Below are 23,422 nucleotides of genomic sequence, written 5' to 3'. Positions count from 1 at the left end.
TGCTGCTGCGAGTGAGAGTGCGCCCGGCTGCTGTCCGCCTCGGCGAACCGGGGGAAGTTGCGGGCAGCTTCCTCATTCGGGGCCGGCTCCCGCTCCGTGGTGCCGGCCCTGGCGGGGTCAGTGGGCGAGGGATACGGCGAAGGGCCGGAAGCCGTGTCGGCGCAGGATGTGGGGCACCACGAGGATCATGGCCTCGGTGGCGCGGGCTGTGGTGATGTCGCCGAGGTCCTCGATCCATGCGGGCTGCCAGCCCAGGTCGTCGAGCAGGCCGGTGACTGTCTTCTTCGCGTGTTCGTCGTTACCCGATACGTAGACGGTCGGCGGGGTGGCCAGGGTTTCGGGGGCAGTCATGACCATGAACAACATGGTGTTGAGGGTCTTGACCACACGGGTGTCGGGCAGGGTGGCCTGGAGTTGCTCGGCGAGGCTGCTGCCGGGGTAGCACAGGGCGGCGGGCAGGCCGTCGTCGGCGTCGCGGGTCGCGTTGGAGACGTCGACCAGTATCTTCCCGGCGAGTTCGGCGCGCAGATCGGTGAGGCGGTCCAGGGTGCTGTCGCCGGGCGTCGCGTTGATCACGATGTCCGCGGTGCGGGCGGTGGTGCGCTGGTCGGCGAAGGAGATGCGGGGGTCGATGCTTTCGGCAGGCGCTGCGGTCTCTTCCGGGTTCCGGACACCGAGGGTGACACGGTGTCCGGCTGCGGAGAGCTTGCCGGCGAGGTTGGTTCCGACGCGGCCGGCGCCCAGGATGCCGATGTTGGTCATGAGGTGATGCTCCTTGCGGTGTGAGGTGGGCAGAGCGGAGGTGTCCGGTCAGGCGATCGGCGACAGGACCTTGAGGGCGGCGGTGTGGATGCCGGGGGCGGCGGCCAGGAAGTCGCGGCTGCCCGTGTTCCAGGGCTTGCCCGCCAGGTCGGTGACGGTGCCTCCGGCCTCGGAGACCAGCAGCGCACCGGCGACCAGGCCGGAGCGGACGTCGGAGAACTGCCAGAAGGCGTCCGTGCGTCCGGCCGCGACGTGGATGAGCTGCATCGTGGCGGGAACGGACACGCGTACGACCAGGCCGTTGATGAGCATGGCGGTGACCGAGTCACCGATCCGCCGGAAGGTGCGCTCGTCCTCGCCGGGCCTGGCCTGGCCGGTGCCGACGAGCGCGGCGCCCAGATCGGACTTGGCGGACACCTTCAGGGGCCGCTCGTTGAGGCGGGCACCGCCGCCGGCGACAGCGGTGTAGGTGTCGCCGGTCAGTGGCAGGTGGACGACGGTGAGCACCGGCTGGTTGTCGCGGACCAGGGTGGCGGTCACGGCCCAGTCCTCCATGCCGTGAACGTGGTTGATGTTGCCCTCGGCGGGGTCGACGACCCACCACTCTCCCGACGGGAGCGCACCGCCGGCCAGCTCGTCCTCGGCCCACTGCGATCCCCGCCGGGCCCGCAGCAGCGGTTCCCGCAGCACGTCCAGCACCGCGTCGTCGTTGGCGTGGATCTCAGCGACGACCTCCTCCAGGCTCACGCCCCGGGCGTGCGGGGTGTGGCGGTCGCGCAGGGTGAGGCCTGCGGTCTTCACCGCGGCGGTCACCTCGGACAGGAGCGTCGTGCCGGCGGCGAAAGGCATGGCTGTGCTCATGGTGGGCTCCCTGGATTCGATGTATGCGGGCGGCTTGTCTTGCGCCTGCACTTCGAAGGTAGGCCTCCCGGTCGTTAACAACAAGTGCATGCTATTCAGTTATAGAGTTACTGCCATGCAACTGGATCTGAACCTGCTCATGGCCTTGGACGCACTACTGGAAGAGGGCAGCGTCGCCGGCGCCGCAGCACGCCTCCACGTCACCCCACCGGCGATGAGCCGCTCCCTGGGCCGCATCCGCAAGGCCACCGGTGACCAGATCCTGGTCCGCACCGGCCGCAGCATGGTTCCCACCACCCGCGCACTGGCCATGCGCGCCCAGGTCCACGCCCTCGTACAGCAGGCCCACCACCTTCTCTCCGCGCAGCAAGAACTCGACCTGGCAGCTCTGGACCGGGTATTCACCGTGCGCTGGCACGACGCCCTGACCGCCGCCTGCGGCACCGCCCTGATCACCGCCGTCCACGGCCAGGCCCCCGGCGTCCGGCTGCGCCTGTCCGCCGAACCCGGGACGGACGACGCCGAGCTGCGCCGGGGTGAGGTCGACCTCGAATCGAGCTCCAGCGCTCCGACGCTCCCCGACATCCGCCACCGCCTCGTCGGCAGCGACCGGCTGGTCATCGCCGTCCGACCAGGCCACCCCCTCACCGAAGGCCCGCTGAGCATCGAGCGCTACGCAGCCGCCGAACACCTCACCGTTTCGCGACGCGGAAGCCTGCGCGACCCGATCGACGACGCCCTGACCACCCGCGGCCTCGAACGACGCGTCGTCGCCGCCGGACCCACCGCCGCCTTCGCGCTGCAACTCGCCTTCGACACCGACCTGGTCGTCACCCTCCCCGACGCGGTCACCCGCGCAGCCCGGGAACAACTCGGCCTCGCCACACTGCCGCCGCCACTCCCGCTGCCCGAGGTCCCCCTGTACCTGTTGTGGCACCAGCGCTACGACGACGACCGCGCCCACACCTGGCTGCGAGACCTGGCCACCGAAACCGTCCGGACACTGTTCACGCCACCGACCGCCTCCCAACAGGCCCTCACGCCCGGACCGGGCAGTGACGGGTACGCCCGGGAACAGGCCCAGGGAGGCTGACTCCCGTTCTCGTGAACATCGGCTATTCGTGCGAGGGCCAGTACGACCCGGTCAATCTTCGTCGGTGGCTTCCGGGTCGCGCAGCAGGCGCAGGCCGCCGGGCAGGTCGGGGTCGGAGCGCTCCATTGTCCCCGTTGGAGAACGGCAGGCTGGGCACGCAGCCGGCGAACCCCGCCATCCGGCTCCTGAGGTGAACGGGACACCGGCACAAGGCTCTGTCATGTCCTGGCCATGCCCCTCCGTGCGGGAGCCGGCGCTCGCCACGGCTCGTCTAGCCCCGCCACCAGCCGGGCAACGGGAGCGGATCTGCCCGTGGGCGGGGCGGGGACGTGCTGCGGGAGGCGGCCGGCGCGGTCATCGTGGCTACTTCGGGTCGCGGTTGAACTGCGCCGTCGACCAGCGGTAGCCGAGCGCGATCAGAGCGACGCACCAGGCGATCGAGATCCAGCCGTTGTTGCCGATCTCGGTGCCGAGGAGGAGGCCGCGGAGGGTTTCGATGGCGGGGGTGAAGGGCTGGTACTCGGCGATCGGCTGGAACCAGCCGGGCATGGTGTCGGCCGGGATGAAGGCGCTGGAGATGAGGGGGAGGAGGATCAGCGGCATGGCCATGTTGCTGGCCGCCTCGGGGTTGGGGCTGGCCAGGCCCATGCCGACCGCGATCCAGGTCAGCGCCAGGGCGAAGAGCACGATGAGCCCGAGTGCTGCCAGCCACTCCAGGACGGTTGTGTCGGTGGAGCGGAAGCCGATGGCCACGCCGACGGCGCCGACGAGGAGCACGCTCACGACCGATTGCAGCACGCTGCCGACGACGTGCCCGATGAGGAGCGAAGGGCGGTAGACCGCCATCGTGCGGAAGCGGGCAATGAGACCTTCGGTCATATCCATGGAGACGTACACCGCGGCCCCGATCACGGTGCTGCCGATGGTCATCAGCAGCAGCCCCGGGACGATGTAGGCGATGTAGTCGGAGCGGTCGGCGCTGCCGCCGCCGATGCCCGCGCTCATCACGTCGCCGAAGATGTAGACGAAGAGCAGCAGCATCATGATCGGCGTGAGCAGCAGGTTGAGGGTCCCGGACGGGTAGCGCCGTGCGTGCAGCAGGTTGCGGCGCAGCATCGTGTTCGAGTCGCGTACCGCGAGAGACAGGGAGCTCACCGGGCGTTCTCCTTGGGCTGGTTGGGGACGGTGGCCGGGCCGGTGAGGGCGAAGAACACGTCGTCGAGGTCGGGGGTGTGGACGGTCAGTTCGTCCGCCTCGATGCCGGCGGAATCGAGCCAGTCGAGGACGGAGCGCAGTTCGCGCTGACTGCCGTCGCTGGGGATGGACAGCGACAGTGCCTCCTCGTTGCGGGTGACCTCGCGCAGGGAGTCAGCGGCGGACTGGTAGGCGACCGGGTCGGTGAAGCGGAGTCGGATGTGCCCGCCCGGGATGAGCCGCTTGAGCTCCTCGGCGGTGCCCTCGGCGGCGATCTTCCCGTCGTTCAGCACCGCGATGCGGTCGGCGAGTTCGTCGGCCTCCTCCAGGTGCTGGGTGGTGAGGAAGACGGACATGCCGTCGGCGACGAGGCCGCGGATGATGCCCCACATGTTGTGGCGGGAGCGCGGGTCGAGCCCGGTCGTCGGCTCGTCGAGGAAGATGATCCGCGGGCTGCCGACCAGCGTCATCGCGAGGTCCAGGCGGCGCTTCATACCGCCGGAGTAGGTCGAGGCGGGCTTCTTCGCAGCCTCCACCAGGTCGAAGCGCTCCAGCAGTTCGGCGGCGACCCGCCGGCCCTCGCTCTTGGGCAGGTGGTGCAGGTCCGCCATGAGGAGCATGTTCTCCTCGCCGGTGATCAGGCCGTCGACGGCGGAGAACTGCCCGGTGACACCGATCGCGGCACGCACCGCCTGCGGGTCGGCGGCCAGATCATGCCCGCCGACGTGCAGGTCGCCTGCGTCGGCGGTGATGAGCGTGGACAGGATCTTCACGGCGGTGGTCTTGCCCGCGCCGTTCGGGCCGAGCAGCGCGAACACAGACCCGGCCGGGACGCGCAGATCGATACCGTCGAGGACGAGCTTTTCGCCGTACGACTTGCGGAGCCCGACGGCGGAGACTGCGGTCGGCGACGGGTGACCGTCACCGTGTCTGGACATGGGCATGACAGATGAAGGCATGGTGGCTTCCTATCGGAGGCTGACGATGCAGGGGGCGGTGGCCCGCACCTGTTCGCGCTGCGCCGAGGCGAACGGCGGTGCGGGCTACGCTCGCTGGTATGAGGCGACGGGTGCTACTTCTCGGCCGTGCCGGCTTGCGTGATGGACTCCTGGTAGACGTCCGCGTAGGTGCGGGAGTCCTTGACCAGGTCGTCGCAGAACGCGGCGACGTCCGTGCCGATGAGTTCCAGGACCCCCTTGCCTGCGGCGACGCCCTCCTCGAAGAAGTCGACGATCCCGGGGAGCAGGGGCCCGTCAGGCAGGTCGATCGGTCCGACCTTGAACAGGTACTTCTGCATCTCCTTGTAGACGATCTGGTAGTCCGGCGGGAGTGCTTTGACCCGAGCCGTGTGGGCCCGCCACTGCTTCTTGCCTTCGATGATGTCTTGGATGCTCACGTCAGCCTCCCAGCTGGCTCAGTTTCCTTGCGACGTTCCTGTTCAACTGCTCGCGCCACCGGTCGCGATAGGTGCGAGCCCCTTCTCCGCCGGCCAGCGCCGCGCAAAAGCCTCGGATGTCGTCGCCGAGCACCTCGTGGACGCTCTGCCCGTCCGCCGCTGTTTCTTCGAGCAGCGCCAGGGCGGCGTCGAGGATCGGCATCAGGTTGCGGCCGGTGAAGTCGCCATGGGGAAGGAGGTGAGCCTTGATCTGTTCCCACGCCGCCCGGTAGTCGTCTGGCAGGGCCTCGCCCCGTGCTTCGAACGCCTTCCATTCCCTGGTGAGATCGCTGCCTGTGATGGTCTCCCAGAAGTTCATCTCCCGCCCTCCTTGAGCCTGTCGATGCGTGATGAGACGTACTGCCATTTCGTCCAGAACTTCGCGAGTTCCTCGCGTCCGGCGTCGTTGAGCGCGTAGAACTTGCGCGGCGGACCGACCTCGGACGGTCGTTTCGTCACCTGGACGAGTTTGTTCCTCTCCAGACGCAGCAAGATGGTGTACACCGTCCCCTCGACGACGTCGGCGAAGCCGAGCTCGTTCAGCTGACGGGTGATGGCGTACCCGTAGGTTTCCTCGCTGCCGATGATTTCGAGCACGCACCCTTCGAGCGTGCCCTTCAACATCTCCGTCAGGTCGTCCAACGCGAATCCTCCTCGGCATCGGTACTTCGTAGTACCGAGTACCACTACACGGTATCACCGAGTAGTGGAGCCCGCCAGCGATCGGCGAACACGGACCGGGCCCTCTGCCCGGCAGCGAGCTCGCGCAGGCGACCTTGCGTTGCCTGCAGGTCCCGGATACGGGCCAGGGGGACGCCGGCTTCGGCAAACGTCCGAATTTTGATCAAGTCGATGGCGTCGTTCGCGCCGTACTGCCGGTAGCCGGACGCATCGCGGTCGGGCTCAGGGAGCAGGCCCTTGTCGTGCATGGCGACATGGAGAACACGAACATCGATCGAGAGACCCTGCGCGAGCTGGCCGACGAGGGCAACGAGACCGCTCTGGACCGGCTGGCCGAGGTCGCCGACACGGCCGGCGACCTCGGGGAACTGAGCGAACCATTGGACGAGAGATCCATGCGCGCCGGGTTTCTGCCCACTCGACGCGCGGCCTTCAACGGCGGCCTGCGCGAGCTTCAACGGATCGCCGACGCCGGGTAACGACGAGGCCGGGGACGAGCTGAACCGAGTACTGAAGGCACGTAGCTGGGGTAGCCGCCGTCCTCCCCTGCGATGGCGCGGAAGTACCCGGCGGCGCTCTCCAGATCTGTACCGGACGGGGTCGACGCTGGCCAGGCAGGCCCGCGGCGTACGAGCTGGCGTCGACGTCGCTTTGCCGCATCTCCTCGCCGAACGCCCACCCGCCGTCCGGCATCTGCCGGGCGAGGAGGTAGTCGCACATCCGCTCTCGCTCCGGCTCGGTGATCTGCGTGGCCGCGGCCAGGCCGTGCGCGACCAGGACCCGCACACCGAGCGGCAGAGGCAGGTTCTGTCATGGAAACCTCCGGATATGGGGAAAGCCCCGGCGGCTGCCGGGGCTTTCGAACACGAGACAAGCAGGGGTGGGTGGGAAGACAACGAGGACGGGAGCCCCCGCGGGTTCACCTGTGTCGGCCACCGGGACGCCCTGCGAGGGGACCTGTTCCTCCACGTCGTCGAGATGGGCTGCACCGACCTGTGCCTGATCGGCGTGAGCGGGGGCCGCTCACGGGGCGCTCACGGGCCGCGTCGTCACCGGCAACGCCGAGCGCATCGCCTCGGCGAGCAGCGCGGCCTTTGGGGCGGAAGCGATCTTGGCGAGCCACTTGTCGAACCGCTCGAGGTCGGCTTCGGGCTCCTCGGCCTCGGCTACGGCATGCTCCGGCGCGCGCGGGGCGAGAACGGCAGCGCCGACGTGGCGGCCGGTCCGGCAGGGCGTTCACGCAGGCGCTGCTGACATCGCCGCCGCCGCAGACCCGGGCAACAGCTACGCGGCCGGGTCGCCCAGCGCGGTGAGGATCTCGCCGACCGTGCGCTCGAAGAGCGGCTCCGCATCGGTGAGGGCGAAGTCGAGGTGCCCGAAGACCTCCACCGCGACCGCCGCGTACAGCCGCGCCCAGCAACTGACGAAGACATAGATCACCTCCAGCGGTACGGGCTCGCCGCCCAGGTGCTCGCGCACCTCATCCAACTGCGTGGTCCAGGCCGGATCGAGGTCGGCGGGGGCCTGGATCGTGCCGCGCTGCCAGAGCCGGACCATCAGTCCGAGGATGACCGAGCCGAAACGCCAGCTGGGGTCGTGGGCGGCGGCCCCCGGCGCGGTGTCGGCGTCCGCGACCGGCTTGGCGAACAGCAGGGCGAACTCCTGCGGGTGGGCCAGCGCCCACCAGCGCAACTCACGGCACACTGCGCGCAGCCGCCGACCGGGCTCGTCGGCCGGCTGCCCCTCGCACGCTGTGGCCAGGGCCGCGGCGAGCTCGTCGTACAGGTGCGAGACCAGGGCCTGCACCAGCTCCCGGTGACCTGCGTAGTACCGGTAGAGACCGGGTGCGGTCAGGCCCATCTCCCGGGCCACCGCCCGTACGGTCACCGCGCCCGGTCCTTCCTCGACCAGCAGTCGCCGCGCGATGCGCATCGAGTCGGCCAGCGCCTCCTCGCGGACGCGGTGGCGACGTCGGGCCGCCGTGGTTCCGGGAGTATCCGTCATGGCCGTGGGCCTGCCCTCCACTTGACAAAGTTAACAGGTATCACTTTAGCTTCCCGTCGGAGTTAACGCTGTAAACAATTGCTCTGGGGGGCTCATGAACCACGGGATCGTGCTGACGTACACGCTCACTCCGCGCTGGCTGGCGCTGACGAGGGCGGAGCGCAACGAGATGCGCGCCACGCACATCGAGCCCGTCTTCGCCCGGTACGCGGACCGGATCACGGCCCGGTTCTACGACGCCGAGGCCTTCAACGGCCGGATCTCGGACTTCGCCGTCCTGGAGACCGAGGACCTGGGCTCGTACTACTTCCTCATCGAGGCCCTGCGCGACACCCCGCTCATCACCGACGGCTACCTCGTCCTCGGCGAGATCCTCATCGGTGTCCGGGACGGCTTCCAGGCGTACGAGCGCACGCTCGGCGCCGCGCCGCAGACCGGGGCCGGCGCGTGAGCGGCTACGGCAGCCGCCGACCGCGGTGGTGGCCGGTGCGCCTGATGCGGGCCACGGCCGTGCTGGTGCTCTTGGACACCCTCGCGCAGGCGGCGCTGGCCGGCCTGTTCGTGACGGGCGACCTCGACCTGCTGGCCTGGCACTCGGCCAACGCCGGCATCCTGGCTGCCCTCACCCTTCTCCAGGCGGGAGCCGCCGCGGCGGTGTGGCGACGGCTCGGCGGGCCCGCTTGGCCGCTCGCCGCGAGCATCGCGCTGGCCGCCCTCGTCGGCGCGCAGCAGGCGCTGGGCGAGGCGCGGGTGCTGGCCGCGCACATGCCGCTGGGGATGGCGATCTTCGGCTGCGCCGCCGCGATGGTCTGCTGGGCCTTCACCTACCGCCCCCGCCCCCGCCCGGCGGAGCAGGAACTGCCGGCGCCGGTGGAGGTGGCCCAGTGAACCCCCGCCTCCGCCCGCCCGCTCCCGGCCGGCGCGCCTTCCTCGGGCTGGCCGCCGCCGGGGCTGCGATGACCCTCGGCGCGGCGGGCTTCTCCCGGCTGGCCGGCGCCTCCACCGGGCAGGTACTGGCGAGCACGGCGCCCCTGCCAGCACCCTTCGCGGCGCCACTGCCCATCCCGCCGACCGCCCGCCCCGCGCGCACCGAAGAGGACGCCGACGTCTACGAACTCGAACAACGCGAAGGCCAGGCCCGGATCCTGCCCGGTCTCACCACCACGGTCTGGGGGTACGACGGCATCTTCCCCGGCCCGACCATCAGCGCCCGCACCGGGCGCCGCACCAAGGTGCGCGTCCACAACAACCTGACCGTGCCCACCGTCACCCACCTGCACGGCGGCATCACCCCGCCGGAATCCGACGGCTACCCCACCGACCTGCTCCTGCCCACCCGCTGCGCGCCCGGCCAGACCCGTCCGCATGCGGGGGATGCTCACGGCGGGCAGACCACGGTCGCCCACCGCACGTACGACCACCCGATGCCGCAGCAGGCGGCCACCCTCTGGTACCACGACCACCGCATGGACCACAGCGCCCCGCAGGTCTGGCGCGGCCTGGCCGGCTTCTTCCTCATCACCGACGACGAGGAGGACGAGCTCCCGCTGCCGCGCGGCGACCGTGACATCCCGCTCATGCTCTGCGACCGTTCCTTCAGCGAAGACGGCTCCTTCCGCTACCCCGACCACGCCCACGACACCTTCCCCGACGGCGTCCTCGGCGACGTGCAGCTCGTCAACGGCGCACCCTGGCCCCTGCTGGAGGTCTCAGGCTGCCGATACCGCCTCCGTCTTCTGAACGGCTCCAACGCCCGCCGCTACCAGCTGCGCCTGGACGTCGAAGGCGGCGGACGCGGACGCTTCGTCCAGATCGGCAGCGACGGCGGCCTGCTGCCCGCCCCCCAGCACCTGGACGCCATCGACATCGCGCCCGGAGAACGCTTCGACGTCATCGTCGACTTCGCCGACCAGCCCGTCGGCAGCCGCATCACCCTGTGCAACACCGCCGCCGAGGGCCGTATGCGCGACGTCATGCGCTTCGACGTCGTACGCACAGCCCGGGACTCCACCCGTGTACCGGCCCGGCTCTCCACCCGCTACGAGGTTCTCACGCCCACCCAGGGCATGCCCCTGCGTGCCTTCGACTTCCGGCGCACCAGCAGCGGCGACGACCAGCAGATGTGGACCATCAACGGCAAGCCGTTCCACCCCGACACCGTCCTGGCCCGCCCCCGCCTGGGCAGCGTGGAACGCTGGCGCTTCAGCAGCGACTTCCACCACCCCGTCCACGTCCACCTCGCCCAGTTCCAGGTCATCGCCCGCGGCGGCCACCCAGCCGGCGCCACGGACGCCGGCTGGAAGGACACCGTCGACGTACGCCCCTACGAGACCGTCGAGGCCCTCGTCCGCTTCACCGGCTACAAGGGCCGCTACATGCTCCACTGCCACAACCTCGAACACGAAGACATGGCCATGATGGGCAACTTCCAGGTCACCTGACCCCTGTCTGTTGGCCGGGGAGTTCAATCCCGGCTCAGCGAATTGATCGGCGGCTGCCGGGAGTCCGGCTCGGCCCCGCAGGCCCGAGCCCGCTCGGCTGTCGAGTGGCCAGCAATCGCTGAGCACCATGGCGCCGGCAGACCGACACCGCCCGCACCGAACGCGACCGCGAGCGACGGAACGCGCTGCTGGACGCCATGCTGGACGGTTCCGGGGCGTCGGCACCGGGCTGCTCTCCGAAGCGGCCGAGCACCTGGCCCTCGCCGAACGGGGCCGCTACGCGGTCGCGGTCCTGCACGGCGGCCCAGGCCACCGCTGCGCACGCTGGCAGTGAGGGAAGCCCTCGGGCTCTGCATCGTGGTCGCTCGGCACGGCCGTGACAAGGCCGCCGACCCCGCTGTTGGACGGAACACGGCACGAGGGAGGTCCGACGAGCAGTGATCATCTGCATCAACGGAGCCTTCGGCAGCGGGAAGGCACCCTGGCAGAGGGGCTGCGCCGCACCCTACCGGTCCGGCCCGGCCACAGCCATATACATTGAGTCGACTCTTGTCAAGTTTATTGCAGCGCGCTATATAGGTGGTGTCGCCATGTGTATCTGTGACGAGTCGGGAGAGGAGTGAACGATGATGCTCATGCGAACTGATCCTTTCCGTGAACTGGACCGGCTCACCGAGCAGGTTCTGGGAACCGCGGCCCGGCCGACGGCCATGCCCATGGATGCCTTCCGCGAGGGTGATGCCTTCGTCGTCGAGCTGGACCTGCCTGGCATGGACCCCGGGTCCATCGATCTGGCTGTCGAACAGAACGTGCTCACCATCAGGGCTGAGCGGCGGACCACCGCCTCCGGAGACGACAGCGACGTGCTGATCACGGAGCGCCCATCCGGCACCTTCAGCCGCCAGCTGTTCCTCGGGGAGACGCTGGACACCGAACGGATCGAGGCCTCCTACGAGGGCGGCGTCCTGCGGCTGAGCATTCCGGTCGCAGAGAAGGCGAAGCCCCGGAAGATCGAGATCCGGGCCGCAGACGGCTCACGCAAGCAGATCAACGCCTGACGGACGCGCGGCAGGAATGCGGAGGGCGGCCCGGCCTTCCCCCGGGCCGCCGTCCATCCTCGGTCCCCCGGCTGCCACGTCAGCCGGTGGAGGAAGACCGGTGGAGGAAGAGAGGCACGCGGTCATGTCCGAAACACCACCTCTCGCGGCCACGATCAGGCAGCGCGCCGACGGGCACCTCAAGGTCGCCGTGTCGGGAGAGATCGACATCCTGAGCGCGCCGCAGCTCCGGGTGACCCTGGATGAGGCGTTGTCCGATGGTGCGCGGATGGTGGAGGTCGACTTCAGCGGAGCCGAGTTCTGCGACTGCTACGGACTCGGCGTCCTGCTGGAAGCCCGGCGTCGGGCATCGGAAAGGGGCACCGTTCTGCGCTTGGTGAGCGTCACCTCACCCCTGGTACGACGCCTCCTGCACCAGACCGGTACAGCCGCGGCCCTGCTGGGGACGTCGGCGCATTGACAAGCCGAAAGGTTCACAGATCCGAGAGGAGCCGATGATGGCACGCGCAGTCGGGATCGACCTGGGCACGACCAACTCCGTCGTCGCAGTCCTGGAGGGCGGCGAGCCCACGGTCATCACCAACACCGAAGGAAACAGGACCACCCCTTCCGTGGTGGCCTTCGGCAAGGGCGGAGACGTCCTGGTCGGAGAGATCGCCAAGCGGCAGGCAGTGACGAACGTCGACCGCACCGCACGGTCCGTGAAGCGCCACATCGGCGAGGCGGACTGGCGTTTCCCGGATGCCGGAGACATCGACGGCAAGCGGTACACGGCTCAGGAGATCTCGGCACGCGTCCTGCAGAAACTCAAGCGGGACGCGGAGGCGTATCTCGGCGAGGACGTCACGGACGCCGTGATCACCGTTCCGGCGTACTTCAACGATTCGCAGCGCACCGCGACGAAGGAGGCCGGTGAGATCGCGGGCCTCAAGGTGCTGCGGATCATCAACGAGCCGACGTCCGCCGCGCTGGCGTACGGACTGGACAAGGAAAACAACCAGACGATCCTCGTCTTCGACCTCGGTGGCGGCACCTTCGACGTGTCGCTGCTGGAGATCGGCGAGGGACTGGTGGAAGTCAAGTCCACCAACGGCGACACCCACCTCGGCGGAGACGACTGGGACCAGAAGATCGTCGACCATCTGGTGAAGAAGTTCCAGAACGCCTACGGCATCGACCTGTCCCAGGACAAGATGGCACTCCAGCGTCTGCGTGAGAGCGCGGAGAAGGCGAAGATCGAACTTTCCGCCGCGACGGAGACGACGATCAACCTGCCCTACATCTCCGCATCCGCCGAGGGCCCGCTGCACCTGGACGAGAAGCTCGCCCGCTCGCAGTTCGAGCAGCTGACCGCAGACCTCCTGGAACGCTCCAAGGCGCCCTTCCACAACGCGGTCAAGGACGCGAAGATCAAGGTCTCGGACATCGACCACGTCATCCTGGTCGGCGGGTCCACCCGCATGCCGGCCGTGACGGAGCTGGTCAAGGAGCTGACCGGGAAGGATCCGCACAAGGGCGTCAACCCGGACGAGGTCGTCGCCATCGGCGCGACCCTCCAGGCCGGTGTCCTCAAGGGTGAGGTCAAGGACGTCCTGCTCCTCGACGTGACCCCGCTGTCCCTCGGCATCGAGACCAAGGGCGGCATCATGACCAAGCTCATCGAGCGCAACACCACGATCCCGACCAAGCGGTCGGAGATCTTCACGACGGCCGAGGACAACCAGCCGTCCGTGCAGATCCAGGTCTACCAGGGTGAGCGCGAGATCGCGGCGTACAACAAGAAGCTCGGCATGTTCGAGCTGACCGGCCTGCCGCCGGCCCCGCGCGGCGTCCCGCAGATCGAGGTCTCCTTCGACATCGACGCGAACGGCATCATGCACGTCACGGCCAAGGACCTCGGCACGGGCAAGGAGCAGAAGATGACCGTCACCGGCGGCTCCTCGCTGCCCCGCCAGGACATCGACCGCATGATCCGCGAGGCCGAGCAGCACGCCGAGGAAGACCGCCGCCGCAAGGAGGAGGCCGAGACCCGCAACAGCGCCGAACAGCTCGTCTACCAGACAGAGAAGCTGCTGCGTGACAACGAGTCCAAGATCCCGGCCGACCTCAAGACCGAGACCGAAACCGCCGTCGCGGACCTGAAGGAGAAGCTCAAGGGCCAGGACACGACAGCCATCCGAACGGCGACAGAGCGCGCCGGCACCGTCGCCCAGAAGATCGGCACCGCCCTCTACGACACGCAACGAGCCGCCGCAAGCGGTGACGGGCCGACATCCGACACCGGGTCGTCCAGCACGGACGAAGAAGTCGTCGACGCGGAGATCGTCGACGACGAGAGCCCGAAGGGAGACGCGCGATGAGCCCGACAAAGGCTTCCGACGGGCCGCGCAAGCAGCCACCCGCCATCGTGATCAAGGACAAACGACGCATCGACCCCGTGACTCTCGAGCTCAGAGCAGCAGACAGCGGCATTCCCGAGCACACCGAGAGCGGCGGCGGACACGAAACGCCTGGAGGGCATATCTATCGCCTCCCTTCGGTTGCGGCTTCTCGCCAGTCGAATACCCAATCAGGGTTACGTTGACAACATCCCCGGCGGGCCTTATCACGGATGGGAGAGGCCGGTCATTCCGGAGGTGAGGAAAATGGGCGCCTCGCGCCCGCCGCGCGACCATTACACCGTCCTCGGGCTCCATGCGCAGGCGTCCCCGGAGCAGATCACAAGCGCCTACCGCGCGCTGATCCGCGCCCTGCACCCGGACGCCCGTCCGAGCGGGCCGACGGCTGCTGCGGAACTGGCCGAGGTCATCGACGCCTACCAAACCCTGCACGATCCACTGCGACGGTCCGCCTACGACGCCGAACGCCGTCAAGAGCCGCAGGCCGCCAGCCATCCGGTACGCATACCCGTGCGGGTGAGGTACACGGCAGACACCGCGGAACAGTCGTTTCAACAAACCACGGCGGACCCTCATCCGGTCGTACACCGAGCTGCCCCACAGCCGTACGAAGACCCGCTCGACCGGCTCATAGCGTGGCTGTTTTACGGCATATAACCCCCGCAATTGCTACTGTTTCCTTATCCCTCGAATTTCAGGTGGTTTTGACATGCGTTGCGCCAGCCTGGAGAAACAGGGAACGGTCGTCCGGCAATCCATTGCCTCCCCGGCTCGGCCGCCGCTTTCCGGATGTGCGAAAGGTCTGTGCACGTGGCAGAGGGCCGACGGCCATGCCGGTGGCGGGCACGGCGGCGACTATTCGCCTTCAGCGAAGTGGCGCACGGCGGTGTCGGGGCCCGGATCCATGAGGGTCTCGTTCCATCCTCGAACCGGACCTGGCACAGCGGGCTGCCGTCGGCCGGCCAGGTGGACTCCCCGTTCACGCCCCGACGGGCATCCGCAGCACTGCCGCCCCTCGGACCCTGCCGGCTGCGAGGTCGTCCAGGGCTGTGTCGGCCTGTGCGAAGTCGTACGCGGTGACCGTCGGGCGGAGGCGGTGTTCGGCGGCCGCTGCGAGGAATGCGCGCCCGTCCTCGCGGGTGTTGGCGGTGACGCTGCGGACGGTGTGCTCGCGGAAGAGGTGGAGCTGGTAGTCCAGCGGGGGGATGTCGGAGAGGTGGATCCCCGCGATGCTCAGCGTTCCGCCGCTGTCCAGGGCCTCGAGGGCCACGGGGACGAGGGCGCCGTCGGGGGCGAAGAGGATCGCGGCGTCCAGCGGCTCCGGCGGGCCTGTCCCGGCGTCGCCTGCCGAGGCGGCGCCGAGCTCCCGGGCGAGGGCCTGGGCGGCGGGGGAGCGGGTGAGTACGTGGACGACGGCGCCCTGGGCGATGGCGAGCTGCGCCGTGAGGTGGGCGGAGGCGCCGAACCCGTAGATGCCGAGGCGACCGCGTTCGGGCAGGTCGGCGCGGCGCAGGGCCCGGTAGCCGATGATGCCCGCGCACAGCAGCGGGGCCAGCTCCTCGGCGCGGTAGCCGGCCGGCAGCTCGTACGCGTAGCGCGAGGGCACGGTGGCGTACTCGGCGTAGCCGCCGTGCGCGTCCCAGCCGGTGTAGCGGGAGGCAGGACACAGGTTCTCCCGGCCCCGCGTGCAGTACCGGCACGCACCGCACGTGCTGCGCAGCCACGGGATGCCGACGCGGGTGCCGAGCTGCGGTCCGGTGATCCCGCTGCCGGTCGCGACGACCTCGCCGACGGCCTCGTGGCCGGGTACGACCCGATCCCGGTGGGGCGGCAGGTCGCCGTCGCGGACGTGCAGATCGGTCCGACACACACCGCACGCGTGCACCTGGACCAGCAGCTCCTCGGGCGCCGGGGCGGGTACGGGAAGCTCGGCGCACTCGACCGTCCCCGGGCGGGCGGCGGGTGCCACCCAGGCCCGCATCGTCTTCGGAATTCGGGCATCCACTTCGGCCCTCCTCGGCTCCGCCGTCGGCTTCGGATGCTCCCATCCTTGAAGCCGAGCGCGCCGCGCGCATGCCGACGCGGCCATTGCCAGGGCATCCTCGGAACATGACCGAGAACGAGATCAAGCTCAAGGCCATCGCCGCCCTGACGGGTCTGCGTGCCGGCGTCGACGAGAGCCTCGTCTCGGATCTGCTGGGCGAGGTCATTCCCGACCAGTTCACCGTTCCCGCCGACGCGACGCCCGAAGAGATCGGCCAGGCGATGCTGAGTCAGCTGTCCGAACCGCTGAGCGCCCTGGTCAGCGGATTCATCACCGCCTTCGAGGCGGTCGCGGACGCCTACGAGGAGACGGGCGCCGAGCCGCACACCGAAGGGATCCTCCAGGAAGTGGCACTCCGGCTGGCCGGCGACGATCTGGGATGAGCGGACTGCTCCGGAGGCCCGGCGGTCCCGTCGGCCCGACGGCTCAGCTCCCGGGCGCCGCCTCGGCCGGAGCCGCCCGCCCCGGGGGCTCGGTGACCGAAACCCGGGGCGGGCGGAGCAGCCGCTGCCCCACCCGGTAGCCAGGACGCAGGACGGCCGTGCAGACCGGCGCGTCCACCTCGTCCGAGACCTGGTGATCAACGGCTTCGTGACGGGCCGGGTCGAACGGCTCGCCTTCCGCGCCCACGCGCTCCAGCCCCAGCTCCGCGAGTCGCTCCTCCAAGGCCTCCACGACAGTCCACAGCCCACCGTCGGCCTCACCGAGCCCGCGGGCCCTGTCGATGGCGTCGAGAACGGGCAGGAGGCTGTCGAGGACCTTGGCGATGGTGATCTCCGCCCGGGTCGCCTGGTCCTGCTGGACCTGCTTGCGGTAGTTCTCGTACTCCGCTTCCACCCGCCGCAGGTCGGCGGTGCGTTCGACGAGCTGGTCCTCCAGGGCGCCGGCCCGGTCCACCGGTTCCAGTACGTGTTCGCCCCCTTCCCGCTCGGGCGTCTCCTCGTCGGGCTCCCTGGGCTGAAGGGTCTCGGGGTCGATCCGCCGCCTGTCGCGGATGACCACTGAGGGCTGCTGTTCCTCTGGTCGGGATTGGTTCGGCTGGTTCACCGTTCTCCTCCCTTCGGCTTGCTCTCCCCGCGTGCGGGTGTGTGGGGGGCGCGGGGCCGGACGGGGCGTCGGCCACCTGGCAGCGCATCCGACCCGCAACCCCTGGTGCTCGGGGCGGTCAGGGCGCGACCGGCCAGTGGGCGGCGTACGACTGGTCCAGGGTGAACAGGGCGCCGTCCGGGTCGCTGACGGCGGCCTCTCGGTCGCCGGTCGGCCAGGGGCCGCCCGGGAGGATGGTGCCACCGTGCTTCAGGTCGCGGACCTGGAAGTGCACCAGCCAGCGTGGCCGCAGCTGCGGTGTCGGGGCGGCTTCCTCGACGGGTCCGCTGTTCAGGCGCGCCACCGCCTCGCCCTCGCGCCGCAGGACAACCTGGTCGTGCTCGTAGGAGACCTCACAGCAGCCGGGGCCGCCGTCGGCGGCCCACTGGAGAGCCTCGCCGTAGAAGACGGCGGCGTCGAACGCGTTCTTGGTGTGGAGCTCCAGCCAGGCGGGGGCGGCGGCCCCGTCGCCGAGCTGCCAGTTGGACAGGACTCCGCCTTCCCAGATCCCGAAGGTCGCCCCCTCTCGGTCGGCGGCCAGGGCTGCCCGTCCCCGCGGCGGGTACGGTACGGGGCCGACCGCCACGGTGCCGCCGCGTTCGCGGATCCGGGCCACCGCGTCGTCGGCGTCGTCAACGGCGAAGTACGGCGTCCATGCGACGGGGACGGCGAACTGACCGGCCACAGCAGCGATGCCGGCCACGGGGACGCCGCCGGCTTCGGCGACGGAGTAGGCCCGGCCCAGGGTGCCGCGCCTGAAGGTCCAGCCGAGCACCGCGTTGTAGAAACGCTCGGATCCCTTCAGGTCACGTGCCGTAAGACTGAGCCAGCAGGGCGCACCCACCAGGTCCGCCGTCACCAGAACCACGGTGTCCACCTCTCACTGGGGGCCGCTGATCCCCGCGCCGCTCAGGACTGCTCGTCCGTGGGCTCGTCGCCGCCGGTGATGGGGATCCTGTGATGCTGCTTGGATTCGGCGGTCTTGGGCACGCGCACCGTCAGGATGCCGTTTGTCGAGGTGTGCCTCGACGTGTTCACGCCGAGGCAGGCCCGGCGCGCGCGATCCTTCACCGGGCGCTTGCCCACCGCCGCCGAGTCCATGCACGGGCGGCGGGTCCATGACGTGATGTGCACGGCCTTCCGGCGGCGCACCACCATCCGCGGCCAGCCGGCGTGCGGTTGCACATGACATGGCGCTGACGCGGATCTTCGACGAGGGCGTCCTGACCATGGTTCTGGACCGTCCGGTCGACATCAGTGAGCGCGCCGACGTGATCACGGCCATGGAAGACCTCCGGCGCAGGTTCCGCCCCTGCCACTTGGTCGTAGTCCTCGCTCCGGCCGCCACCACCGCCAGCCGGTCATGTGCGCCGGTCCTGCGGCGGAGGCCGGCCTGGTGTGGTGCGCGCTGTCCAAGATCGGCACCCGCATCACCCTGTGCGGGCAGCCGGTTCCCGCCGTCGCGGAGGAACCTACGACGGAACGGCACTGCCGGCCCTGTTTGGACGTCGTACGACATCTGATGCGGGCCCACGCTGCCACATGACCCTCAGGGTGTGCCCTGGTGCGTAGTGGCGGCTTGCCCGGGTAGCCGGTCGGTGTACGCATCCGGCTCCGGAAAGAGGAGGGGCCATGACCCAGATCCAGGACGTCATGACCGAGCATCCGGTCACAGCCGGCGAGCTGACCTCGCTCGCCGAGGCAGCCCGGGTGATGAGGGATGGTCGACATCGGAGACGTGCTCGTCGTCGACGACGGCGAACCGTGCGGCATCCTGACCGACCGCGACCTCGTCGTCGTGCGATGGCCGAAGACAAGGACCCCGCTGTTCAGGCCGTATGCAGCACCCCGCCCGTCACAGTCCGGCCCGACGACGAACCCGACCAGGCCGCCGACCTGATGCGCGAGCACGCGCTACGGCGACCGCCCGTCACCGACGGCGACCGACTGGTGGGCACTGTGACGCTGGGCGACGTCGCCATCGAGCAGGAACCCCAGTCGCCTCTCGCGGACATCTCCACGGCAGAGGCCAACACCTGACCTCGCTGACTTAAGGACTGCAGCCATGAGCACCAGCAACGAGACCCGGCGTGTGGTCGTCGGTGTCGACGGCTCCCCCGCCTCGCACGAGGCACTGCGTTGGGCGGTACGGTACGCGCGGCTGATCGGAGCCACGGTGGACGCGGTCGCGGCCTACGACCTGCCGGGAGCGGTCGGCTGGTCCGCTCCGGCCGTGGACGCCGACTTCGACGAGAAGGAGGCACAGCAGAACCTGTCCGACGTGATCAAGACCGTACTGCTCCAGGTGGGAGAGGTCCCGCTGGCAGCGCGGGTGCTCCGGGGCAACCCGGCCCAGGTCCTGGCAGAAGCCTCAGTGGGCGCCGAACTGCTCGTGGTGGGCAGCAGAGGCAGGGGAGGGTTCGCCAGCCTCCTTCTGGGCTCCGTTAGTCAGCAGTGCGCCCTCCACGCCGCCTGCCCGGTCGTCATCGTCCGCCCGGGCACCATCGACGAAGCGCATCGGGTAAAGGACAGCCCTTGACCCATCGCCTGTTCACTGGACCCCGGGCTTGGCGGAGGTCCCGAAACCGACGGGAGCGTCCCAGGCGCCGGGCGGCAGCCGCCTCGATCCCGGCCGGCGGCTCAGGTAGGGCCCGGGCCGCCGCAGAGCACGCGTCGCGGGTCGCGAGCTGGCCTATCGCGCGGTCACCGGATAGGCGGAACCTGTGGCCCTCGCGGAGCAGGGAGGTGCTCCGGCGGGTAGTTCCAGGTCACCCCGGCCACGAAGAAATGAGGACGCAGTGCGAGCGAGCGTAGGCGACAAGCTCCTGGTTCACGGCCGGATCGTGGGCCAGCACGACCGGACGGCGGAGATCGTCGAGGTGCTCGGCGCGGACGGGAGCCCGCCTTACCGGGTGCGCTTCGAGGACGGGCACGAGACGCTCATGTCCCCCGGCCCCGACACCGTTGTCCGTCACATCCCGTACAGCGATCAATAGGCCCGCTTGCCCAGCCACTGAGCCCTTGTCTGTGCCTGCCCCCTCGCGCGGGCGGCCGTCGGCGCGCACTGGCCGGCGGGCGGTTCAGCTGCCGGGCAGTTCGTCCGCTTGGCTTCCTTCGATGCCGTAGACCTTGGTCCACGTAATGCCGCACCGGCAGCGATAGGTTTCGACCAGTTCACCGGCCGCTGATACGTCCATGCCGTCCGGCCGGCGGATGTGCACGTGTTCGCCCATGGCGGGACCGCTTTTCTGTGGAGGGCCAGGTCGGCTCAGTGTGTGCGGCCGCAATGCCTCGCCGCAACGCCCTGTCCGATAGGCGGACAGACGGTGTGCCGTGCCGCAGGACCCATGAGCCGCAGGCGCTGAGCCGTTGGGTCAGCCTGTGGGGTTTCGATCCGTCCCCCGGCGCTCGTGGCCTCCAGGAGGACGCGGGCCACCGGCTCGGGAGCGTCGGCCATGGGGACGTGGCCGCATCCCTGGAGCGTGATCAGCCGGGCACCGGGGATGGCGGCCTTGACCCGTTGCAAGCGGGCGCGACCCGGTTCAGCGCCGCGACAAAACACGAAGCCACGGTCGTCATGCCACCCCTCCGTCGACACGCGGCGGCCGCACACGCGGGGACGAGGCCCTTATCGACAGGTTTAGGGGCTGGTGGCGGGGTAGCCGCCCCCATGAACCGGAAGGTATGCCGGTTTCGTTGAATGTGCATGGAGGTGGATGTGATGGCCCTGATCATGCGACGCCGCGGCGGACTTCCCGCACTGGCGGCAGCGGGTATGGACCCGTTCCGGCAGTTCGAAAGCATGTGGGACGAAATGGGCCAGCTCCTGGAGCGGGCTGCCGTTCCGGCTGCGACCGGTGGGGCGTGGCTGCCGATGGCCGAAGAGGAGGAGACCGACGACTCGTACATCGTGAAGGCGGAGCTGCCCGGCTACCCGCCCGAAAACATCAACATCGAAGTCGAGGGCGATGAGCTCGTCATCAGCGGTGAACTGTCCGAGGAACACCAGGGCAAGGTGCTCACCCGGAGGAGCGGGAAGTTCATGTACCGCACCAGCCTGCCGGCAGGCGCGGACAGCGAGCACTGCGACGCCGACCTGGACCACGGCGTCCTCACCGTGACCGTCCCGAAGATGCAGCAGCAACAGCGCCGCAAGATCGAGATCGGCAAGCGGCACGCCGTCGAAGGACGAACCGCAGAAGCGGGCGGCGGCCCGCAGAGCGCCATCTCATTCGGCGCCGAAGGACAGAGCGCCGAAGGACAGACCAGCGAAGGAGAGAGCCGCAGCGAACCCGGCATCTGAACGTGCCGGGGCGGAGAAGCCTCAACGGGCGTTGCTCGTGCCGCGGCGTCCCGAGGAAGGAAACGACACCATGGCCGACCCATCGCTCGACCGCAGTGCGTGGAGGACCACGCTCGACGAGGTCACCGCTGCCCGTGCAGGGCAGCTCGTCACCATCGAAGTGCTGGACCCTTCGATCGGGCATCAGTACGAGGCCGAGCGGCTGCCCTTCTCCTACATGGCCTACGACCCGAAGGACGACGTGGTCGTCGTCGGCGTCGGCGGTCAGGCGCCGCGCTACCCCGTCGTACTGCGGCACATGGTGCCGCGCCCCCAGGAGATCGACGTCTCGACCGAGAACGTCCCGGAGGCAGCCGTCCAGGTCGTGGATCCGGAGGGCACCGCCACTTTGATCACCTTCTTCCCGTCCGAGCCCGGTGAATCCTGACGCCCATGCAGACACGGCCACGCGTCACGGCCACGCCCGGCCATGCCGGGAGTGGCCGCCGGGCCTGCGCGGCGTCTTCCTCGACCTCGACGTAGGAGATCGCCGTGGAGTGGTTCGCGGACACCGACTACTGGCTGGGCCGACTGGTGTTCCAACGAGGTCTGGCCCTCCTGTACCTCGTGGCCTTCCTGAGCTCGATCCACCAGTACCGGGCGCTCATCGGCGAGCACGGGCTGCTTCCGGTGCCGCGCTTCCTGGCGGACACCACGTTCCGGCGGACACCGAGTGTGTTCCACCTCCACTACTCGGACCGGTTCTTCGCCGTGATCGCCTGGACGGGCGTGGCCGTCTCCGCCGCCTTGGCCGCGGGGGCGGCGGACCGGGTGCCCCTGTGGGCCGCGATGCTGATGTGGGGGTGTCCCTGGGTGCTGTACCTCTCCATCGTCAACGTCGGGCAGACGTGGTACGCGTTCATGTGGGAGTCCCTGTTGCTGGAGGCAGGGTTCCTGGCCATCTTCCTCGGCAACGAGCACACGGCGCCGCCCGTACTGATCCTTTTCCTGCTGCGCTGGCTGGTCTTCCGGCTGGAGTTCGGAGCAGGGCTGATCAAACTGCGGGGCGATCCCTGCTGGCGCGACCTGACCTGCCTGTACTACCACCACGAGACCCAGCCGATGCCGGGACCGCTCAGCCGGCTCTTCCACCACCTGCCCCGGCCGCTGCACCGTGCCGAGGTGGCGGGGAACCACGTGGCCCAGCTGGTGGCTCCCGTCCTGCTGTTCGCGCCTCAACCGGTCGCGAGCGTGGCTGCCGGATTCATCGTCGTCACCCAGCTGTGGCTCGTGGCGTCCGGCAACTTCGCCTGGCTCAACTGGCTGGCGATCCTCCTCGCCCTGTCCGCCGTTGACGGCCGACGCGCCGCACAGGTGCTCCACCTGCCGCAGCCCCCGGCCTTCGCCGCCACGCCGGTGTGGTACGAGGCCCTGGTGATCGCCGTCGCCGCCCTGGTGGTGGTGCTCAGCTACTGGCCGGTGCGCAACATGCTCTCGCGACACCAGCTGATGAACTTCTCCTTCAATCCCTTGCACCTGGTCAACACCTACGGGGCCTTCGGCAGCATCAGCAAGGTACGTCTGGAGGTGGTGATCGAGGGAACCGACGAGCCCGAGATCACGGAGGACACGCGCTGGAAAGAGTACGGCTTCAAGGGCAAGCCGGGTGACCTTCGCCGACGGGCGCCCCAGGTGGCCCCGTACCACCTGCGCCTCGACTGGCTGATGTGGTTCGCCGCGCTGTCGCCCGCGTACGCCCGGAACTGGTTGGCACCGCTCCTCGTCAAACTCCTCGACAACGATCCGGACCTGCTCAAGCTGCTGAGGGACAACCCCTTCCCGACCGCTCCCCCCACCTTCCTGCGCGCCCGGCTCTACCGCTACCGCTTCACCAGCCGGCGCGAACGGTGTGACACCGGCGCCTGGTGGCAGCGCACGCTCGTGGCGGACTACGTCCCACCGGTCACCAGGGCGCACTGAGCGGGCTGAGCGCACTGAGCATGCCGAGCGCGCTGAGCATCGCGTCCGGGCCGGTGACAGCGTGTGAGGCACCGCTCGCGGACCTGGATGTGGCGTTCACCG

At 69.5% G+C, this 23,422-nt stretch carries 30 protein-coding genes and 2 pseudogenes; 17 read left to right on the top strand and 15 right to left on the bottom strand.

Features of this window, described 5'->3' with window-relative positions:
- Positions 1–117 precede the first annotated feature (117 nt).
- Positions 118–762 carry an NAD(P)-binding domain-containing protein gene (locus AB0I68_RS13150; RefSeq protein ID WP_363177333.1) on the bottom strand — a complete coding sequence of 215 codons (645 nt, stop codon included), beginning with the start codon at positions 760–762 and terminating at the stop codon, positions 118–120.
- Between the two features lie 48 nt (positions 763–810).
- On the bottom strand, positions 811–1,623 hold the full coding sequence (locus AB0I68_RS13145; RefSeq protein ID WP_363177332.1) for an inositol monophosphatase: 813 nt from the start codon (positions 1,621–1,623) through the stop codon (positions 811–813).
- A 115-nt stretch (positions 1,624–1,738) separates the two neighbouring features.
- On the opposite strand from AB0I68_RS13145, the gene AB0I68_RS13140 reads away from it, so the two are divergent.
- Complete coding sequence (locus AB0I68_RS13140; protein ID WP_363177331.1) at positions 1,739–2,716, top strand: LysR family transcriptional regulator; 978 nt, start codon at positions 1,739–1,741, stop codon at positions 2,714–2,716.
- 363 nt (positions 2,717–3,079) lie between these two features.
- Here AB0I68_RS13140 and AB0I68_RS13135 read toward each other — a convergent pair whose 3' ends face one another.
- The 6 genes and pseudogenes from AB0I68_RS13135 to AB0I68_RS13110 form a co-directional block, all read right to left on the bottom strand.
- Entirely contained in the window at positions 3,080–3,871 is a 792-nt protein-coding gene (locus AB0I68_RS13135; RefSeq protein WP_363177330.1) for an ABC transporter permease, read from the bottom strand.
- Complete coding sequence (locus AB0I68_RS13130; RefSeq protein ID WP_363177329.1) at positions 3,868–4,854, bottom strand: ATP-binding cassette domain-containing protein; 987 nt, start codon at positions 4,852–4,854, stop codon at positions 3,868–3,870. The genes AB0I68_RS13135 and AB0I68_RS13130 overlap by 4 nt, the downstream gene beginning before the upstream one ends.
- A gap of 128 nt (positions 4,855–4,982) precedes the next feature.
- Positions 4,983–5,306, bottom strand: coding sequence for a DUF1048 domain-containing protein (locus AB0I68_RS13125; RefSeq protein WP_363177328.1), 324 nt, complete (start codon positions 5,304–5,306; stop codon positions 4,983–4,985).
- A gap of 1 nt (position 5,307) precedes the next feature.
- Positions 5,308–5,664: a DUF1048 domain-containing protein gene (locus tag AB0I68_RS13120; RefSeq protein ID WP_363177327.1), complete on the bottom strand. Its 357-nt coding sequence runs from the start codon at positions 5,662–5,664 to the stop codon at positions 5,308–5,310.
- The gene (locus AB0I68_RS13115; protein ID WP_363177326.1) at positions 5,661–5,987 is read right to left on the bottom strand and encodes a PadR family transcriptional regulator; all 327 of its coding nucleotides are present in this window, start codon (positions 5,985–5,987) and stop codon (positions 5,661–5,663) included. The genes AB0I68_RS13120 and AB0I68_RS13115 overlap by 4 nt, the downstream gene beginning before the upstream one ends.
- A gap of 146 nt (positions 5,988–6,133) precedes the next feature.
- A pseudogene (locus AB0I68_RS13110) lies at positions 6,134–6,274 on the bottom strand (MerR family transcriptional regulator); the annotation flags it as partial.
- Positions 6,275–6,280: 6 nt separating this feature from the next.
- Between AB0I68_RS13110 and AB0I68_RS13105 the strand changes: the two are divergent.
- A complete protein-coding gene (locus tag AB0I68_RS13105; RefSeq protein WP_363177325.1) occupies positions 6,281–6,505 on the top strand; it encodes a hypothetical protein in 225 nt (74 codons plus the stop codon).
- A gap of 805 nt (positions 6,506–7,310) precedes the next feature.
- Here AB0I68_RS13105 and AB0I68_RS13100 read toward each other — a convergent pair.
- On the bottom strand, positions 7,311–8,030 hold the full coding sequence (locus AB0I68_RS13100; RefSeq protein ID WP_363177324.1) for a TetR/AcrR family transcriptional regulator: 720 nt from the start codon (positions 8,028–8,030) through the stop codon (positions 7,311–7,313).
- A 94-nt stretch (positions 8,031–8,124) separates the two neighbouring features.
- On the opposite strand from AB0I68_RS13100, the gene AB0I68_RS13095 reads away from it, so the two are divergent.
- The 8 genes from AB0I68_RS13095 to AB0I68_RS13060 all read left to right on the top strand — a co-directional run bounded on the left by AB0I68_RS13095 (position 8,125) and on the right by AB0I68_RS13060 (position 14,585).
- On the top strand, positions 8,125–8,481 hold the full coding sequence (locus AB0I68_RS13095) for a darcynin family protein (RefSeq protein WP_363177323.1): 357 nt from the start codon (positions 8,125–8,127) through the stop codon (positions 8,479–8,481).
- Between the two features lie 44 nt (positions 8,482–8,525).
- The gene (locus tag AB0I68_RS13090; RefSeq protein ID WP_363177322.1) at positions 8,526–8,918 is read left to right on the top strand and encodes a hypothetical protein; all 393 of its coding nucleotides are present in this window, start codon (positions 8,526–8,528) and stop codon (positions 8,916–8,918) included.
- Positions 8,915–10,471 (top strand): multicopper oxidase family protein, encoded by a 1,557-nt coding sequence (locus AB0I68_RS13085; protein ID WP_363177321.1) that lies wholly within the window; start codon positions 8,915–8,917, stop codon positions 10,469–10,471. The genes AB0I68_RS13090 and AB0I68_RS13085 overlap by 4 nt, the downstream gene beginning before the upstream one ends.
- A gap of 626 nt (positions 10,472–11,097) precedes the next feature.
- Complete coding sequence (locus tag AB0I68_RS13080; RefSeq protein ID WP_363177320.1) at positions 11,098–11,529, top strand: Hsp20/alpha crystallin family protein; 432 nt, start codon at positions 11,098–11,100, stop codon at positions 11,527–11,529.
- Positions 11,530–11,629: 100 nt separating this feature from the next.
- Complete coding sequence (locus tag AB0I68_RS13075) at positions 11,630–11,989, top strand: STAS domain-containing protein (RefSeq protein ID WP_363177319.1); 360 nt, start codon at positions 11,630–11,632, stop codon at positions 11,987–11,989.
- A gap of 37 nt (positions 11,990–12,026) precedes the next feature.
- On the top strand, positions 12,027–13,889 hold the full coding sequence (gene dnaK / locus AB0I68_RS13070) for a molecular chaperone DnaK (protein ID WP_363177405.1): 1,863 nt from the start codon (positions 12,027–12,029) through the stop codon (positions 13,887–13,889).
- Positions 13,886–14,113 carry a hypothetical protein gene (locus tag AB0I68_RS13065; protein ID WP_363177318.1) on the top strand — a complete coding sequence of 76 codons (228 nt, stop codon included), beginning with the start codon at positions 13,886–13,888 and terminating at the stop codon, positions 14,111–14,113. Before dnaK ends, AB0I68_RS13065 begins: the two co-directional genes overlap by 4 nt.
- A 61-nt stretch (positions 14,114–14,174) precedes the next feature.
- Entirely contained in the window at positions 14,175–14,585 is a 411-nt protein-coding gene (locus tag AB0I68_RS13060; RefSeq protein WP_363177317.1) for a DnaJ domain-containing protein, read from the top strand.
- A 322-nt stretch (positions 14,586–14,907) separates the two neighbouring features.
- Here AB0I68_RS13060 and AB0I68_RS13055 read toward each other — a convergent pair whose 3' ends face one another.
- On the bottom strand, positions 14,908–15,909 hold the full coding sequence (locus tag AB0I68_RS13055) for a zinc-dependent alcohol dehydrogenase family protein (RefSeq protein WP_363177404.1): 1,002 nt from the start codon (positions 15,907–15,909) through the stop codon (positions 14,908–14,910).
- A 128-nt stretch (positions 15,910–16,037) separates the two neighbouring features.
- On the opposite strand from AB0I68_RS13055, the gene AB0I68_RS13050 reads away from it, so the two are divergent.
- The gene (locus AB0I68_RS13050) at positions 16,038–16,355 is read left to right on the top strand and encodes a hypothetical protein (protein ID WP_363177316.1); all 318 of its coding nucleotides are present in this window, start codon (positions 16,038–16,040) and stop codon (positions 16,353–16,355) included.
- Between the two features lie 43 nt (positions 16,356–16,398).
- Here AB0I68_RS13050 and grpE read toward each other — a convergent pair whose 3' ends face one another.
- From grpE to AB0I68_RS13035, 3 genes are all read right to left on the bottom strand, one after another.
- Positions 16,399–17,019: a nucleotide exchange factor GrpE gene (grpE, locus tag AB0I68_RS13045; protein ID WP_363177315.1), complete on the bottom strand. Its 621-nt coding sequence runs from the start codon at positions 17,017–17,019 to the stop codon at positions 16,399–16,401.
- A 118-nt stretch (positions 17,020–17,137) separates the two neighbouring features.
- Positions 17,138–17,926 carry a VOC family protein gene (locus AB0I68_RS13040; protein ID WP_363177313.1) on the bottom strand — a complete coding sequence of 263 codons (789 nt, stop codon included), beginning with the start codon at positions 17,924–17,926 and terminating at the stop codon, positions 17,138–17,140.
- A gap of 41 nt (positions 17,927–17,967) precedes the next feature.
- The gene (locus AB0I68_RS13035; protein ID WP_363177312.1) at positions 17,968–18,216 is read right to left on the bottom strand and encodes a hypothetical protein; all 249 of its coding nucleotides are present in this window, start codon (positions 18,214–18,216) and stop codon (positions 17,968–17,970) included.
- A gap of 474 nt (positions 18,217–18,690) precedes the next feature.
- Here AB0I68_RS13035 and AB0I68_RS13030 point away from each other — a divergent pair, with 474 nt between their 5' ends.
- The 3 genes from AB0I68_RS13030 to AB0I68_RS13020 all read left to right on the top strand — a co-directional run bounded on the left by AB0I68_RS13030 (position 18,691) and on the right by AB0I68_RS13020 (position 20,054).
- On the top strand, positions 18,691–19,098 hold the full coding sequence (locus AB0I68_RS13030) for a CBS domain-containing protein (RefSeq protein ID WP_363177311.1): 408 nt from the start codon (positions 18,691–18,693) through the stop codon (positions 19,096–19,098).
- Between the two features lie 25 nt (positions 19,099–19,123).
- Positions 19,124–19,597: a universal stress protein gene (locus AB0I68_RS13025; RefSeq protein WP_363177310.1), complete on the top strand. Its 474-nt coding sequence runs from the start codon at positions 19,124–19,126 to the stop codon at positions 19,595–19,597.
- Positions 19,598–19,856: 259 nt separating this feature from the next.
- The gene (locus AB0I68_RS13020; protein WP_363177309.1) at positions 19,857–20,054 is read left to right on the top strand and encodes a DUF1918 domain-containing protein; all 198 of its coding nucleotides are present in this window, start codon (positions 19,857–19,859) and stop codon (positions 20,052–20,054) included.
- A gap of 84 nt (positions 20,055–20,138) precedes the next feature.
- On the opposite strand, the gene AB0I68_RS13015 is transcribed toward AB0I68_RS13020, so the two are convergent.
- Both AB0I68_RS13015 and AB0I68_RS13010 read right to left on the bottom strand, forming a co-directional pair.
- Positions 20,139–20,291, bottom strand: a complete 153-nt coding sequence (locus tag AB0I68_RS13015; RefSeq protein WP_363177308.1) for a hypothetical protein — start codon at positions 20,289–20,291, stop codon at positions 20,139–20,141.
- Between the two features lie 176 nt (positions 20,292–20,467).
- A pseudogene (locus tag AB0I68_RS13010) lies at positions 20,468–20,563 on the bottom strand (alpha/beta hydrolase); the annotation flags it as partial.
- A 216-nt stretch (positions 20,564–20,779) separates the two neighbouring features.
- On the opposite strand from AB0I68_RS13010, the gene AB0I68_RS13005 reads away from it, so the two are divergent.
- From AB0I68_RS13005 to AB0I68_RS12995, 3 genes are all read left to right on the top strand, one after another.
- Positions 20,780–21,361, top strand: coding sequence for an Hsp20/alpha crystallin family protein (locus tag AB0I68_RS13005; protein WP_363177307.1), 582 nt, complete (start codon positions 20,780–20,782; stop codon positions 21,359–21,361).
- 70 nt (positions 21,362–21,431) lie between these two features.
- Positions 21,432–21,788, top strand: a complete 357-nt coding sequence (locus tag AB0I68_RS13000) for a DUF5335 family protein (RefSeq protein ID WP_363177306.1) — start codon at positions 21,432–21,434, stop codon at positions 21,786–21,788.
- A 104-nt stretch (positions 21,789–21,892) separates the two neighbouring features.
- Positions 21,893–23,320, top strand: coding sequence for a lipase maturation factor family protein (locus AB0I68_RS12995; RefSeq protein WP_363177305.1), 1,428 nt, complete (start codon positions 21,893–21,895; stop codon positions 23,318–23,320).
- Positions 23,321–23,422: the final 102 nt, after the last annotated feature.

This window comes from Streptomyces sp. NPDC050448 (assembly GCF_040655295.1).
In the GTDB taxonomy this organism is placed as follows: Bacteria; Actinomycetota; Actinomycetes; order Streptomycetales; family Streptomycetaceae; genus Streptomyces.
Note: the sequence above shows the minus strand (reverse complement) of the source record. Positions and strands in the feature narration are given on the sequence as shown.

What these genes read in the sequence shown, in the direction of transcription:
- AB0I68_RS13150 (WP_363177333.1), bottom strand. Translation starts at nt 762, where the DNA reads ATGACCAACATCGGCATCCTGGGCGCCGGCCGCGTCGGAACCAACCTC.
- AB0I68_RS13145 (WP_363177332.1), bottom strand. Translation starts at nt 1,623, where the DNA reads ATGAGCACAGCCATGCCTTTCGCCGCCGGCACGACGCTCCTGTCCGAG.
- AB0I68_RS13140 (WP_363177331.1), top strand. Translation starts at nt 1,739, where the DNA reads ATGCAACTGGATCTGAACCTGCTCATGGCCTTGGACGCACTACTGGAA.
- AB0I68_RS13130 (WP_363177329.1), bottom strand. Translation starts at nt 4,854, where the DNA reads ATGCCCATGTCCAGACACGGTGACGGTCACCCGTCGCCGACCGCAGTC.
- AB0I68_RS13120 (WP_363177327.1), bottom strand. Translation starts at nt 5,664, where the DNA reads ATGAACTTCTGGGAGACCATCACAGGCAGCGATCTCACCAGGGAATGG.
- AB0I68_RS13105 (WP_363177325.1), top strand. Translation starts at nt 6,281, where the DNA reads ATGGAGAACACGAACATCGATCGAGAGACCCTGCGCGAGCTGGCCGAC.
- AB0I68_RS13100 (WP_363177324.1), bottom strand. Translation starts at nt 8,030, where the DNA reads ATGACGGATACTCCCGGAACCACGGCGGCCCGACGTCGCCACCGCGTC.
- AB0I68_RS13095 (WP_363177323.1), top strand. Translation starts at nt 8,125, where the DNA reads ATGAACCACGGGATCGTGCTGACGTACACGCTCACTCCGCGCTGGCTG.
- AB0I68_RS13090 (WP_363177322.1), top strand. Translation starts at nt 8,526, where the DNA reads ATGCGGGCCACGGCCGTGCTGGTGCTCTTGGACACCCTCGCGCAGGCG.
- AB0I68_RS13080 (WP_363177320.1), top strand. Translation starts at nt 11,098, where the DNA reads ATGATGCTCATGCGAACTGATCCTTTCCGTGAACTGGACCGGCTCACC.
- dnaK (WP_363177405.1), top strand. Translation starts at nt 12,027, where the DNA reads ATGGCACGCGCAGTCGGGATCGACCTGGGCACGACCAACTCCGTCGTC.
- AB0I68_RS13065 (WP_363177318.1), top strand. Translation starts at nt 13,886, where the DNA reads ATGAGCCCGACAAAGGCTTCCGACGGGCCGCGCAAGCAGCCACCCGCC.
- AB0I68_RS13060 (WP_363177317.1), top strand. Translation starts at nt 14,175, where the DNA reads ATGGGCGCCTCGCGCCCGCCGCGCGACCATTACACCGTCCTCGGGCTC.
- AB0I68_RS13055 (WP_363177404.1), bottom strand. Translation starts at nt 15,909, where the DNA reads ATGCGGGCCTGGGTGGCACCCGCCGCCCGCCCGGGGACGGTCGAGTGC.
- AB0I68_RS13050 (WP_363177316.1), top strand. Translation starts at nt 16,038, where the DNA reads ATGACCGAGAACGAGATCAAGCTCAAGGCCATCGCCGCCCTGACGGGT.
- AB0I68_RS13035 (WP_363177312.1), bottom strand. Translation starts at nt 18,216, where the DNA reads ATGGTGGTGCGCCGCCGGAAGGCCGTGCACATCACGTCATGGACCCGC.
- AB0I68_RS13030 (WP_363177311.1), top strand. Translation starts at nt 18,691, where the DNA reads ATGACCCAGATCCAGGACGTCATGACCGAGCATCCGGTCACAGCCGGC.
- AB0I68_RS13025 (WP_363177310.1), top strand. Translation starts at nt 19,124, where the DNA reads ATGAGCACCAGCAACGAGACCCGGCGTGTGGTCGTCGGTGTCGACGGC.
- AB0I68_RS13015 (WP_363177308.1), bottom strand. Translation starts at nt 20,291, where the DNA reads ATGGGCGAACACGTGCACATCCGCCGGCCGGACGGCATGGACGTATCA.
- AB0I68_RS13005 (WP_363177307.1), top strand. Translation starts at nt 20,780, where the DNA reads ATGGCCCTGATCATGCGACGCCGCGGCGGACTTCCCGCACTGGCGGCA.
- AB0I68_RS13000 (WP_363177306.1), top strand. Translation starts at nt 21,432, where the DNA reads ATGGCCGACCCATCGCTCGACCGCAGTGCGTGGAGGACCACGCTCGAC.